Origin of the sequence: Cellulosimicrobium cellulans (assembly GCF_016921195.1) — a bacterium.
GTDB lineage: Bacteria > Actinomycetota > Actinomycetes > Actinomycetales > Cellulomonadaceae > Cellulosimicrobium > Cellulosimicrobium cellulans_F.
Genome location: NZ_JAFGYF010000001.1, coordinates 91,073 through 104,078, shown reverse-complemented (window position 1 = coordinate 104,078; position 13,006 = coordinate 91,073). Strand labels below are relative to the sequence as shown.

12 protein-coding genes are annotated in these 13,006 nt (G+C 69.0%); 9 read left to right on the top strand and 3 right to left on the bottom strand.

Features of this window, described 5'->3' with window-relative positions; genetic code table 11:
• Nucleotides 1–19: 19 nt before the first annotated feature.
• Together dnaN and dnaA are read right to left on the bottom strand one after the other, a co-directional pair.
• A complete protein-coding gene (gene dnaN, locus JN535_RS00380; protein ID WP_144679288.1) occupies nt 20–1,150 on the bottom strand; it encodes a DNA polymerase III subunit beta in 1,131 nt (376 codons plus the stop codon).
• A 1,180-nt stretch (nt 1,151–2,330) separates the two neighbouring features.
• Nucleotides 2,331–3,749, bottom strand: coding sequence for a chromosomal replication initiator protein DnaA (gene dnaA / locus JN535_RS00375; protein ID WP_053370370.1), 1,419 nt, complete (start codon nt 3,747–3,749; stop codon nt 2,331–2,333).
• 546 nt (nt 3,750–4,295) lie between these two features.
• On the opposite strand from dnaA, the gene rpmH reads away from it, so the two are divergent.
• From rpmH to JN535_RS00345, 6 genes are all read left to right on the top strand, one after another.
• On the top strand, nt 4,296–4,433 hold the full coding sequence (gene rpmH, locus JN535_RS00370) for a 50S ribosomal protein L34 (RefSeq protein ID WP_034225701.1): 138 nt from the start codon (nt 4,296–4,298) through the stop codon (nt 4,431–4,433).
• 6 nt (nt 4,434–4,439) lie between these two features.
• A complete protein-coding gene (gene rnpA / locus JN535_RS00365; RefSeq protein ID WP_205200987.1) occupies nt 4,440–4,808 on the top strand; it encodes a ribonuclease P protein component in 369 nt (122 codons plus the stop codon).
• Nucleotides 4,805–5,137, top strand: a complete 333-nt coding sequence (gene yidD, locus JN535_RS21360; RefSeq protein WP_205200986.1) for a membrane protein insertion efficiency factor YidD — start codon at nt 4,805–4,807, stop codon at nt 5,135–5,137. Before rnpA ends, yidD begins: the two co-directional genes overlap by 4 nt.
• Before the next feature lie 60 nt (nt 5,138–5,197).
• On the top strand, nt 5,198–6,286 hold the full coding sequence (yidC, locus tag JN535_RS00355; RefSeq protein WP_205200984.1) for a membrane protein insertase YidC: 1,089 nt from the start codon (nt 5,198–5,200) through the stop codon (nt 6,284–6,286).
• A 40-nt stretch (nt 6,287–6,326) separates the two neighbouring features.
• Nucleotides 6,327–6,854, top strand: a complete 528-nt coding sequence (locus JN535_RS00350; RefSeq protein WP_205202820.1) for a Jag family protein — start codon at nt 6,327–6,329, stop codon at nt 6,852–6,854.
• A 327-nt stretch (nt 6,855–7,181) separates the two neighbouring features.
• Nucleotides 7,182–7,358: a hypothetical protein gene (locus tag JN535_RS00345; RefSeq protein WP_205200982.1), complete on the top strand. Its 177-nt coding sequence runs from the start codon at nt 7,182–7,184 to the stop codon at nt 7,356–7,358.
• Nucleotides 7,359–7,387: 29 nt separating this feature from the next.
• Here JN535_RS00345 and JN535_RS20430 read toward each other — a convergent pair whose 3' ends face one another.
• Nucleotides 7,388–7,528, bottom strand: coding sequence for a hypothetical protein (locus tag JN535_RS20430; RefSeq protein WP_240200407.1), 141 nt, complete (start codon nt 7,526–7,528; stop codon nt 7,388–7,390).
• 958 nt (nt 7,529–8,486) lie between these two features.
• Here JN535_RS20430 and rsmG point away from each other — a divergent pair.
• From rsmG to JN535_RS00325, 3 genes are all read left to right on the top strand, one after another.
• A complete protein-coding gene (rsmG, locus tag JN535_RS00335; RefSeq protein ID WP_205202818.1) occupies nt 8,487–9,149 on the top strand; it encodes a 16S rRNA (guanine(527)-N(7))-methyltransferase RsmG in 663 nt (220 codons plus the stop codon).
• A gap of 194 nt (nt 9,150–9,343) precedes the next feature.
• Entirely contained in the window at nt 9,344–10,441 is a 1,098-nt protein-coding gene (locus JN535_RS00330) for a ParA family protein (RefSeq protein WP_374100365.1), read from the top strand.
• The gene (locus tag JN535_RS00325) at nt 10,438–11,826 is read left to right on the top strand and encodes a ParB/RepB/Spo0J family partition protein (RefSeq protein ID WP_205200981.1); all 1,389 of its coding nucleotides are present in this window, start codon (nt 10,438–10,440) and stop codon (nt 11,824–11,826) included. Before JN535_RS00330 ends, JN535_RS00325 begins: the two co-directional genes overlap by 4 nt.
• Nucleotides 11,827–13,006 lie beyond the last annotated feature (1,180 nt).

Here is a 13,006-nt window from a genome sequence, read left to right as displayed (position 1 = left end):
GGCGGAGCCGTCCGCGCGGTCAGCCCGCGAAGCGGATCGGCACGAGCAGGTAGCGGTAGTGCGAGGAGTCCTCGCCGTCCAGCGAGTCCTGCCCGGTGAACTCCACGGGCTTGTTCGGGTGCGTGAAGCTCAGGCGCACGAAGTCCGTCCCGAGGGCTCCGAGACCGTCGAGCAGGAACTGCGGGTTGAAGGCCACCGAGATGTCCTCGCCCACGAGCACGGCCTCCAGCGCCTCGGACGCCTGCGCGTCGTCGCCCTGGCCCGCGTCGAGCACGACCTGCCCGTCCGTGAACGACAGCCGGATCGGGGTGTTGCGCTCCGCGACGAGCGACACGCGCTTGGCCGCGTCGATGAGGGGGGCCGTGGGGACGACCGCGTGGATCGGGGTCTCGTCGGGGAACAGCCGACGCACGGCGGGGTAGTCGCCGTCCACGAGCTGCGACGTCGTGTGGCGTCCGCCCGCCTCGAAGCCGATGAGGTCCACCCCGGCACCGGTGTTCAGTCCGACGTTCACGAGGCCGGAGCCGCCGAGCGACTTGGCCACGTCGTTGAGGGTGCGGGCCCGGACGAGCGCGACCGCGGAGTAGCTGGGGGTGACGGGGGTCCACGTGAGCTCGCGGAGCGCCAGGCGGTAGCGGTCCGTGGCGAGGAGGGTAATCTTCTCGCCCTCGATCTCGACCCGGACCCCGGTGAGCAGCGGGAGCGTGTCGTCGCGGCTCGCCGCCACCGTGACCTGCGCGACGGCGTTCGTCAGCTCGTCGCCGGAGACCGTGCCGGAGAGCTCGGGCATGGCGGGGAGGGCGGGGTACTCGTCCACCGGCATGGTGAGGAGCGTGAAGCGGCTCGCGCCACAGGTCACGGTGACCTTGTTGCCCTCGAGGACCACGTCGACCGGCTTCGCCGGGAGCGCGCGGGAGATCTCGGCGAGCAGCCGACCCGACACGAGCACCGTGCCGGGCTCGCTCACCTCGGCGGGGATCTCCGAGCGGGCCGATACCTCGTAGTCGAAGCTGGAGAGACCGATCGTCCCGGAGGCGTCGGCCTCGAGCCGCACGCCAGCGAGCACCGGGGCGGGCGGGCGGGTCGGCAGGGTCCGCGCCGTCCAGGTCACCGCGTCGGCCAGGACATCACGCTCAACCCGGAACTTCATCCCACACCCTCTCGTGCCAACGTCCTGATCGGACTCGATCTTCACATGTGCCGTCCGGCTGCGCCTCGGCGCACGGCTCGTCGTCGGGCTGAGCACGTCCGGACCGCCCGCGCGAGGCTCGGGCGGTGGACGCGAGGAGCTCGGGTCGCAGGTCCGCGCACACGTGTCGTGCATGAACCCTACGCGAGGAGCAGGTCGGGAGGAACTGGAACGACCTGTCCGGGGACGGTCCTGTGCACCGATGTCGTCGCAGCGTCGGCCGGTGCGGACGAGGTGCGTCGATGGCCACCCGTGGGCGGGTGGGGCATCGTGGTCGGAGCGGCGGGCGGAGCGGTCGCGCACGTCGGTCGCCGGAGCGTGATGAAGGCGTGTGGAATTCCCCCTTGATCACACCTTCGTCGTCGTCATAGGGGTTGTGGAATGCGTGGAAAACGGGCGTCTGCGCAGGTCAGCGGGCAGAAATGCGTGTGGACGAACCCGTGGCCCCACTGTGGGAAAGTCGCACGGCCTGTGGGCGGGCGATCTGTCCCCACACGTCGTCCACCGATGAGCGCCTCGTCGTCCACACCATAGGCCCCGTCGTCCACAGTTATCCACAGACGCGTGCACAGCGGGCGGAGACGAGTACCGTCCACAGGCTGTGAACGACGCGCCGTTCCACAGCCGTGCCGGGGAAAACGCTCGTGACTCCGCGGTTTGTGGAGCGCCAGTCGGTGCTGTGGTCGATCGTGGCTCCCCAGATCACGCCGATGTCACAACGCACAGGCCCCTGTGGATGACTGTGGACAACTCGACCCACACGCTGTGTACGAAGCGGTCTGTCGAGCAAGACCGGCGTCGCCGGAACCCTCGCGAGGTCGATATCCACAGGTCGGTGCACCCCGGTGGGGATCTCTGTGGATGCGTGTGGACGACGTCGTGGCCGGCGTCGGAGGACCGGACGTCACGGGCGTCGGCCACCATCGGCGGGGCTGCAACGGCAGCAGGGTGCGCGACGAAGCCGGCGGGGGGTCGTGTCCCGGCCGGCTCACGGCGCAGCAGACCGGCGCGGTCCGGTGACGGGCACCCGTCGCGGGTCGGGAGTCGGCACCACGGGACGGGCCGATCACGTCGTCGTGCGACCACGCCGGGGCGTGTCGAGAGGCGTGCGGCGTGCGGGTTCCCCCCACGGCGACGGGCCTCAGCCCCGGTGCTGCTGCTTGATCCTGCTCGTCAGCTCGGTGACCTGGTTGTAGGTGGACCGTCGCTCCGCCATCTGCTCGGTGATCTTGCGGTTCGCGTGCATGACCGTCGTGTGGTCGCGCCCGCCGAACTGCTGGCCGATCTTCGGCAGCGAGAGGTCGGTCAGCTCACGGCACAGGTACATGGCGATCTGCCGCGCGGTCACCAGGACGCGCGAGCGCGAGCTCCCGCAGAGGTCGTCGATCGTCAGGCCGAAGTACGCGGCCGTCTGCGCGATGATCGCGGCGGGCGTGATCTCCGCGCTGTCCTCGTCGGTGATGAGGTCCTTGAGGACGATCTCGGCGAGCGGAAGGTCGACCTGCTGGCGGTTGAGGTTCGCGAAGGCCGTCACCCGGATCAGCGCGCCCTCGAGCTCGCGGATGTTCGTCGAGATGCGGGAGCCGATGTAGGAGAGCACGTCGTCCGGGGCCGCGAGCCGCTCGCTCGACGCCTTCTTGCGGAGGATCGCGATGCGCGTCTCGAGGTCCGGCGGCTGGACGTCGGTGATGAGACCCCACTCGAAGCGGGAGCGGAGCCGGTCCTCGAACCCGTTGAGCTGCTTGGGCGGCAGGTCGGACGTGATGACGACCTGCTTGTTGGCGTTGTGGAGGGCGTTGAAGGTGTGGAAGAACTCCTCCATCGTCTGTTCCTTGCCCTGGAGGAACTGGATGTCGTCGATGAGGAGGACGTCCACGTCCCGGTAGCGGCGCTGGAACGCGCCCGCCTTGCCCTCACCGATGGAGTTGATGAAGTCGTTGGTGAACTCCTCGGAGTTCACGTAGCGCACGCGGACGTTCGGGTAGAGGTTGTGCGCGTAGTGGCCGATCGCGTGCAGCAGGTGCGTCTTGCCGAGTCCCGAGTCCCCGTAGATGAACAGCGGGTTGTAGGCCTTGGCCGGCGCCTCGGCGACGGCGACCGCCGCCGCGTGCGCGAACCTGTTCGACGACCCGATGACGAACGTCTCGAAGACGTACTTGGGGTTGAGCCGGCTCGGCTCGGCCTGCGGGCGCGGCGGGGGAGGGGGCGGGAGGTCGGGAAGACCGTCGTCCGGTTCGATGTACGGGCGCTCGACGGCGGGACGGGAAGCCGGCGCGACGACGGGGTCCGAGCTGAGCTCCGGGTCGACCGTGATGCCGAAGCGGACGTCGCGGCCGAGGCACGAGGACATCGCCGTGACGAGCTCGTCGCGCACGCGGGTCTCGAGGTACGTGCGGGTCTGCTCGTGCGGCACCGCGATGAAGACCGTGTCGTCGAGGATCGCGAGCGGCTTGGCGAGCCGGATGAATGCGATCTGCCGTGGTGTGATGTCCGGGCTCGCCTCGAGGATGCTCAGGGTCTGCGCCCAGACGTCGGCGATGTTCTCGTCCGGGTTGGCCACGGGCAGTTCCTCACAGGTCGAGGGTGTGCGCCGGCGCGCGGAGCCGACCGTCGAGCGCGCGCTGACGTGCCGGGCGGGGTGCGCCGACGAAGGAGGGTCACGGGTGTGGTGATGCTGAGGTCGATCGTGCCATGGGAACCCCTCGTCCACATAGTTGTCCACAGGCTGTGGGTTGTAGGGTGAGGATGGTCTCAGCCTCTGAAGGGGCGCTGGTGGGGCCGCGGCGCCGCGGGCTCCGCGCCGCGGCGTATCTCACCGCTCCTGGTTTGACCCGGGGGGGTCGCGCAGCGTAACGTCAGACAGCCGTTCCAGGTGTTCTTGGCGCGCCCGCGTGGAGGAGACTCGACACGAGGCCTCGCGTCGTGAGCTGCCTGCAAGGATCCGGTGCCCCCAGCAATGGCCCACTCGATCTGCGTGCCTGGACGGCGTGCGTGCGGGAGACCGCACGGTGCACCACCTGAACCACAGACAGGCTCCAACCGGGACCTGTCACTGCATCGTCGAGGACATAGACGGTGTACCTCCCCGACGTTCTTGGAGTACCTCGTGAGCAAGCGGACCTTCCAGCCGAACAACCGGCGCCGGGCGAAGACCCACGGCTTCCGGCTGCGCATGCGGACCCGTGCCGGCCGCGCCATCCTGGCTGCCCGCCGTCGCAAGGGCCGCACCGAGCTCTCTGCCTGATCCCCCGTGCTCCCCGCGGCGCACCGACTGCGCCGTTCCGTCGATTTCGAGCGGGCGGTGCGCCGCGGCGTGCGTGCGGGTAGGTCGACCGTGGTCGTGCACCTCTCGGAGGATCTCGAGGGGGATGCGCAGCCACAGGTCGGCTTCGTCGTCTCCAAGGCAGTGGGGAACGCGGTGCACCGCAACCTCGTGAAGCGTCGCCTGCGTGCCGCGACCGCGGCGCGCCTCGCCGTGCTGCCCGCGCACGGGCGCGCCGTCGTCCGCGCGCTCCCCGCCTCGGCGGTGGCGTCCTTCGACACGCTGAGCGCCGACCTCGACCGAGGCCTCGAGGGTGCGGTCCGACGCCTTCACGAACGCTCGGGCGTGGATCGATGACGACCACGCACCCGGTCGACGCTCCCGGCGCGGCGTTCCCCGAGGACGTCGACGGGCCTCCCGGCATCGTGCGTCGCGTCGTCGCCGTGCTGCGACGCGTCCCCGCTCTCACCCTCATCGGCATGATCCGGGCCTATCAGTCGGTGATCTCCCCGATGACCGGGCCGACGTGCAAGTACTACCCGTCCTGCTCCCAGTACGCCCTCACGGCGGTGCGTCGTCACGGCGCCCTGCGCGGAACGGGCCTCGCCCTCTGGCGGCTGCTGCGCTGCAACCCCTGGAGCCTCGGTGGGGTCGACGACGTTCCGCCGGCACGACACACGCACTAGTCCGCAGCCCGACACCGGGCGATTCACAAGCTTTGTCTGAAGTTGAGGGAGCAGTCACCGATGGACTTCTTCGCGTTCCTCGCCCCGATCGAGTGGGTCGTGGCGTGGATCATGTACCTCTGCCACCAGGGTCTCGTGTTCCTCGGGTTCTCCGACGGTCCTGGCCCGGCGTGGGTCCTGTCGATCGTCGGCCTCGTCATCATCATCCGCATCCTGCTGATCCCGCTGTTCTTCAAGCAGATCAAGGCGTCGCGCGGCATGCAGATGCTGCAGCCCGAGATGCAGGCGATCCAGAAGAAGTACAAGGGCAAGACGGACCCGGCGTCCCGCGAGGCCATGAGCCGCGAGACGATGGAGCTGTACCGCAAGCACGGGACGAACCCCTTCGCGTCCTGCATGCCGATCCTCTTGCAGTCGCCGATCTTCTTCGCGCTCTTCCGTGTGCTGAACGGCCTGGTGCCGATCTCCGACGGGTCCTCCAAGCCGATCGGGCCGATCGATGCCTCCGTCGCGAGCGACATCGAGAGCTCCTCGGTCTTCGGGGCCCAGCTCTCCGACGTCTTCCTGCGGAGCAGCGACCTGCAGACCAAGATCGTCATCGCGGTCCTCATCGTTGCGATGTGCGCCACGACGTTCTTCACGCAGCGCCAGCTCACGATGAAGAACATGCCGAAGGCGGCGCTCGAGGGCCCGATGGCGTCGACGCAGAAGATGATGCTCTATGTCTTCCCGTTCATCTTCGCCGTCTCCGGTGTCAACTTCCCGGTCGGTGTGCTCGTGTACTGGACGACGACCAACCTCTGGTCGATGGGTCAGCAGTTCTACACGATCCGCCGCATGCCCGCGCCCGGTTCCGAGGCGGAGCGGCTCCTCAAGGAGCGCCAGGCCCGTAAGCGTGCGGCGAAGGGGATCGTCGAAGATGCCACGCCCGTGATTGAGCAGCCGCGCGGTCAGCGTCAGCAGCCGAAGCGCAAGGACCGGCAGAAGGGCGCGCCTCGGCCGGTCGGGACGACCACGCCGAGAGTCGAGGACGCTCCCGTGGAGGATGCTCCGAAGGCGGCGGACGAGTCCAGGACGTCTGACGGCGCGAAGGGCTCCCCGGCCTCCGGGGCAGCCAAGCCCGCGCCCAAGAAGAAGAAGCAGAAGTAGACCCGCGCGCGTGCGCGCCCCCGCCGTGAGGAGCACCGTCATGACGCCTACCGAGACCCCCGCACCTGAAGACGCCGTCACCGACGAGTCGACGCGCGAGACCACCAGCCTGGAGGAGGAGGGTGAGATCGCAGCGGACTACCTCGAGGAGCTGCTCGACATCGCCGACCTCGACGGGGACATCGACATCGACGTCGAGCACGACCGGGCAGCGGTCGAGATCGTCGCCGACGACCCCGGCGCGCTGCGTGCCCTCGTGGGTGACGGAGGGGAGGTCCTCGACGCACTTCAGGAGCTCACGCGTCTCGCGGTGCAGGCGCGGACCGGGGAGCGAAGCCGTCTGATGCTGGACGTCGCCGGCTTCCGCGCCGATCGACGTCGGGAGCTCACCGCCCAGGCTGAGGAGGCGATCGCGCGTGTTCGCTCGGGTGGGACGAAGGTCTCGCTGGAGCCGCTGAATGCGTTCGAGCGCAAGGTGATCCACGACGCGGTGGCCGCTGCTGGCCTCCGCAGCGACTCCGAGGGCGTTGAGCCGCAGCGCTACGTGGTGATCTACCCCGAAGACTGACGCTGCTCTGTCGGACCTCGTTCGCCCCTCGTTTCACGTGAAACGAGGGGCGAACGTCGTGCGGTGCAGACGCCGGCGTCGGCCTTGATAGCGGCCCGGGCGCATGCCTCCAGTCGGAGGACCGGGTCCTGTGGTCTTTGATGCGACAGAGTCTCGGCTGTGATCAGGGTCGGCTTCACGCGCGGCATCGAGGACAACGGCGAGGTGATCGTGCTTGCTGGACGTGGAGTCGGGAGACACGATCGAGTTTCAACGTTCGCTGGCCCACGACCCGCACGACGTGAGGCTGGGCATGGGTACCTACGCGTCGTGCGTGGTGGTGCAGCCGTGCACTACGGCGGCCTTGTTCGGTTCGGCATGCCGGGCAACGTCCTGACGCTGGTACTGGATCCTGAGGCGCCCGCAGTGCTTGAGCTGCCCGACCTGCTCGAGCTCGTCGTGGAGAGTGCAGCTGCCGAGATCATCGAGCAGCACCTACCTCGGATCGTGGCGTCGACCCGGTGATCGCGGTGTGCTCGGCGCTCCGGTCACGATCACTGCGAGAACGGGGCGCCCCCTCGGTAGACGAGCGCGTGCTTGTGGTAGCGGGTCACGAGTGCTCGCCATTGCTCGATGCGGTTGAAGGAGCGCTGGACCGTGCTGCGGTCCCGGTAGGTGGCAGGGTCGTAGGTCACGGGGCGGTCGCCGCATAATGCGCGTCGGTGACACTGTGCCCGCTGGTCGCAGGGTTCGAGCACGACCGCGAGGATGCCGCAGCGGCGCGGCGCGGCGCGGGTCGCGCGCGACGAGTGCGCCTTGTCTCCAGTACGGCATGTGCCGCCGGCGGGGCGTCGGTCCTGCTGGGGGACGCGGATCGTGTCGAGCGGCGGCGGGCACGTCGGGCCTCACCGCCCTGGCTCGGTCATACGAGCACTGCGAGCGGTCCGCCCGTCGCCGCCGGCTGCGGCGTGGATCCTCGTCGACGGGCGGCCCTGGCACCGGCCCGGGCGTGGTCAGCAGTACGTGCCGTACCGAACCCTGGTAGTTCGCCAGTACCCGCTGTGGTCCGGGGCGACGTGCGCGGCGTGCTGGTGCGCCCGGTTGATCGTGGGAGTCCAGGCTCACGGCCGGGCGACACTCCTACTCGCGTCCGCGCGAGCCTGCCAGGCAGTCAGGATCTCGTCCCAGGCCGGCCTCGGGAGAGCCACGCGTGCATCCGCGCCCGATGCCAAGGGGCGAACCGTCCGGGGACATCACGCACACGCGCCCGGTCCGCTGCCGGTGAACCAACCCCTCCAGGGGCTGACGATCATCACGCGACGGACGCGACCCGGCCCGACAGGGTCGGCATCAACGCACCGGTCATCGGCCACTGCGCGTCCGACGGCACCTGCCGCGGTCCACGACGGCACGTTCTGCGGCCTCGTGGATGCCGGGGGAGGAGGACTGGTCCTGGTGACTGGCGACCGTTGCGGGCGTCCGCCTCGGCGGGCGTCGTCGGTGTGCGGGGTCGGGGCGGCGGGGTGCACCGATGCGGCTGGATGGCGGCCGGTGCTCCGCGGGTCGACGGGATCAGGTCGTGATCAAGCACGCCGACGGTCGTTTCACGTGAAACGATATGGCGTGCCCAGTGACGAGGAAGCAGAGGAGCCGATGCGCGACCTGGTGGACGGCCACGCAGAGCCAGAGATCTCACGGGAGGCGCTGACCGAGTACTTCGGTGCGTCGTACCCGACCATCGAACGGTTTGCCGATCGCCTGCGTGAGGAGGGCGAGCTGCGGGGACTGATCGGTCCTCGCGAGGTGCATCGCATCTGGGACCGACACATCTTGAACTCTGCCGCGGTCGTCCCGTTCCTCCCGGAGTCAGGGCTCATCGCGGACATCGGATCTGGCGCCGGACTCCCCGGAGTCGTGATCGCTGCGATGCGGCCGAGTGCTTCCGTCTACCTGGTCGAGCCGATGGAGCGGCGGTGCGCCTGGTTGTCGGAGATCGCCGCGGACCTGAATCTCTCGAACATCGAGGTGAAGCGGGGGCGTGCTGAGGAGTACCACGATGCGTTCGAGTGCGACGTCGTGACGTCTCGCGCCGTCGCCGCGCTGGACAAGCTGGTCCGGCTCTCGCTTCCCCTCGTCCGACCAGGCGGCGAGATGATCGTCCTGAAGGGCCGCAATGTAGCGCGGGAGATCGAGCCCGCTCGCAAGGTGCTGCGACGCCTCAAGGGGGGCGAGCCCGAGATCGTGGTCGCGCCGACCATCCCCGGTGTGGAGAGCACCACCGTCGTACGCATCGTGCGGCAGACTGGAGCACGCTGAACCCGCCCCTCGGCGTCAGCACGGCTGTCTGACGACACGGGGCGACGAGCGCCCGACATCCACCGATGAGTGGGCCGGACGGCGCATGCTGGGACGCGACGACGGAGAGGATGAGACGCGTGACGGATAGCCCTGTCGACCCTGGGGAGCCTCAGGATCGGTCGGCGACGTCTCTCTCGCAGGACGGGGGAGGGGTGCAGAATCCCGACAGCGAGGACGACCGGAGAGCTGCGCTGATGGCGAGCCTGCCGGTCACGGACGAGTCGACGCCGCTCGCCGCGCAGCTGGCGGAAGACGCCAGGCGTCGCATCGACCTCCAAGGTCGACGCTTCCCGCGCCCGGTGTCGACGCGCATCATCACAGTGGCGAACCAGAAGGGCGGCGTGGGGAAGACCACGACGACGGTGAATCTCGCTGCCGGCCTTGCACTGTCAGGGCTCAACGTGCTCGTCATCGACAACGATCCCCAGGGCAACGCGTCGACCGCGCTCGGGGTCGAGCACCGCGCGGGAACGCCGTCGGTCTACGACGTCCTGGTCGACGGCGATCCACTCGCCAGTGCGGTCCAGCAGTGCCCCGACATCCCGACGCTGTGGTGCGTGCCGGCGACGATCGACCTCTCCGGGGCGGAGATCGAGCTGGTCTCTCTCGTTTCACGTGAAACACGGCTCCGCCGCGCTCTGGACGAGTACCTCGCGGGGCGAGAACGGGAGGGCCTGGCCCCGATCGACTACGTCCTGGTCGACTGCCCGCCGAGCCTCGGGCTTCTCACCGTGAACGCTTTCGTCGTCGGTCGAGAGGTGCTCATCCCGATCCAGTGTGAGTACTACGCACTCGAGGGACTGAGCCAGCTCCTCAAGACGATCGAGCTCATCAAGTCGCACCTCAACCCCGGCCTGCACGTCTCGACGATCTTGCTGACGATGTACGACGGGCGAACCAATCTCGCCCAGCAGGTGGCGGCAGAAGTGCGTGAGCACTTCCCCGAACAAACCCTGCGGACAACGGTCCCGCGCTCCGTGCGCATCTCAGAGGCACCGAGCCACGGGCAGACGGTGATGACGTACGACCCCGGGTCGACCGGTGCGCTCGCGTACCTCGAGGCAGCGCGTGAACTGACGGAACGCGGTGCGAACCGGCCCGGGGACCGCGACCTCGAGACCCTCCCGGGGCGCGGTTCGAGTCGCGTCGACGGTGGTAGCCCCGAGTCTGCGTCCGAGACCGTACGAACGGAACACGAGTTTGCCGGCACCATCGGTGGTCCCGGCCTGCGGCAGGAGGAACTGCGATGAGCGAGAAGCGTCGAGGGCTCGGCCGGGGGCTGGGGGCTCTCATCCCGACCAGCTCGGAGGGGAAGCGACCGGTCGACGTCTTCTTCCCGAGCCCTGCGCCCGAGGAGACGGCGCGCGGCGACGCACCGACCGCGGGTGCTTCTGCGGGAGGTTCGGCCGAGGGCGGTGGGACGGACGGTACTCCCGTCGTCACCCTCGTCACGGAGACCGGTTCAGGTCCTGCGGACCTGGATGCCCTCACGTCGCTTTCGGCTCACGATCTCGCGGAGCTCGAGGCGGTGAGCTCCGGCGAGCGCGGTGTGCTCAGCGGGGACGAGAACGCTGCTGACCTGCATGCACCCGACGGCGCAGCGGAGGGGACGCAGCGAAGCGGTGGAACGAAGCGCTCTGTGGACGAACCCGGGAGTGCTGTTTCACGTGAAACGGCCCCTGCCACACCGAAGGGCGAGGAGTCGACGGGGGACGCGGTCGCGGAACTGCCTCAGGAGAAGCTCGGGGGCGAGGCGACCCACAACCCCGAGGAGTGGACGGGCGGCGCTGCCGATGACCTCGTACCGGTCCCTGGCGCGCGATTTGCCGAGGTACCGACGGCGTCGATCCGTCCGAACCCGCGCCAGCCGCGCACGGTCTTCGACGAAGGCGAGCTCGACGAGCTGGTGGGCTCTATCCGCGAGATCGGCGTCCTTCAGCCGATCGTCGTCCGTCCCGTCCCCGGGGAGGACGGTTCCTTCGAGCTGATCATGGGGGAGCGGAGGTGGCGCGCCACGCAGGCCGCCGGGCTCGACGTCATTCCCGCGATCATCCGGGAGACGGACGATGCCGACCTGCTGCGTGACGCACTCCTCGAGAACCTGCACCGCAGCGCCCTCAACCCCCTCGAGGAGGCGGCGGCGTATCGTCAGCTGCTGGACGATTTCGGATGCACTCACGAGGAGCTCGCTGAGCGCATCTCGCGTAGTCGCCCGCAGATCTCGAACACCCTGAGGCTTCTACGTCTCCCTCCCCTGGTGCAACGGCGGGTCGCGGCGGGCGTCCTCTCCGCCGGTCATGCGCGCGCGCTGCTGGGTCTCACCGACGGTGCGGAGATCGAGCGCCTTGCCCAGAGAATCGTCGCAGAAGGACTCTCGGTCCGGGCGACCGAGGAGATCGTCGCGATGGGTGGTCTGGACGCGCAGCGCCGCGCGCCGCGCGCGCCGCGGGCAGGTCAGCGCTCCGCGGCGATCGACGAGCTCGCGCATCGCCTCTCCGACCGCTTCGAGACGCGCGTGAAGGTCGATCTCGGCAAGAACAAGGGGCGCTTGACGGTCGAGTTCGCATCTGTCGAGGACCTGAACCGGATCCTCGACGTGATGGCGCCGGACGACCCGGGCCTTCTGCGCAAGTAGTGCGACCAGGGTGCGGGCGTCACGCGCAGCGTGATGCAGGCGCCGAGGCCGGGACTGTCGTGGATGCGCATGAGTATCCGCGGCAGTCTCGGCCTTATGCGTAACCCGCGAGGGTGATTGTCGGCGCTTCCACTGCATCCGCGCAGGATGGACGCCTGCGAGTCGTCGACGTGCCGTGGGGCTCGGGTTGACGGGCTCTCAAGCAGCCCGGCGGAGAACCACGATCCCCGACCGCCGCTCGGCCATCCTTGTCCGCATGTGGCACTGCTGATCATCGCGGACGCTCGGTCCTTGAGCTGCGCCCCTGGCGATCCCACACGCGATATCCAACCCCGTGCCCGTCGATGTCCGATTTCGCGCCCGCTCTCTGCGTCGCTCGACCGACCAGACGGTGGTGCGCCCCGCGCCCACAACGTCGAGGCGCCGCCGCCTCCCGACGGGTCACGCACGCTGTGGGCACGTGGCTGCGAGGCTGTCACCGGGTCACGTTTCACGTGAAACGAGCGCACGTGTGAGGCGGGACGGTCGAGTCGATCCGCGGAGGGGCTGCCGCGACGTAGGGCTGCGGGGGTAGACGTGTTTGCGTCGCGAGCGGTTCAGGTTTCCGGGGCGCGACTCGGCGATACCTGGCTTCGGGACGCTCTGAACGTGCGCCGGATCGCGCCGGTGTCGATGCACCGCTGGGGTGGGGCTGTGCTCGTTCTCCTGCCATGCCGAGCTCTCGCTGAGCCTGGACATCGGGCAGGGTTCGCGGCTCCTCGTGCCATTAAAGAGGTGCGGTTTCACGTGGAACACTGGCTCACAGCCGGAGATTTGTCGTTTCACGTGAAACGAGACGCAGGCCGAGCGTAGCCACGTGCGCCAGCTCGACGGAGCGTTGTGCGATATCCGGCACGCGTCCCGGCTCTCCCGGGCCTCACCGGGGGATGGCAGATTGCCCGTGCGCACGCCTCGTCGCAAAGCCTCGTCCGCTCACGGACGCGTCGAGCGCATAATCCAGCACCGAGCGGGTAAGCACCTCGTGGTGCCCGACGTTGGCGAGAAGTCGCCGCGAGGCCCCAAGAACGAGGGTCTGTGACAAGCCACAACCCTGTCGGTGATACGTGCAGTTCGCGCAGGCCGATACGTGCGCCAGACTTCTGCGAGAACCGGCACAGCCTTCCGTGCGAGACAGGACGAT

Bases quoted from the DNA above. Each gene is read 5' to 3' on its own strand.
- dnaN (WP_144679288.1), bottom strand. From the start codon at position 1,150: ATGAAGTTCCGGGTTGAGCGTGATGTCCTGGCCGACGCGGTGACCTGG.
- yidD (WP_205200986.1), top strand. From the start codon at position 4,805: ATGACGACCACGCACCCGGTCGACGCTCCCGGCGCGGCGTTCCCCGAG.
- yidC (WP_205200984.1), top strand. From the start codon at position 5,198: ATGGACTTCTTCGCGTTCCTCGCCCCGATCGAGTGGGTCGTGGCGTGG.
- JN535_RS00350 (WP_205202820.1), top strand. From the start codon at position 6,327: ATGACGCCTACCGAGACCCCCGCACCTGAAGACGCCGTCACCGACGAG.
- rsmG (WP_205202818.1), top strand. From the start codon at position 8,487: ATGCGCGACCTGGTGGACGGCCACGCAGAGCCAGAGATCTCACGGGAG.
- JN535_RS00325 (WP_205200981.1), top strand. From the start codon at position 10,438: ATGAGCGAGAAGCGTCGAGGGCTCGGCCGGGGGCTGGGGGCTCTCATC.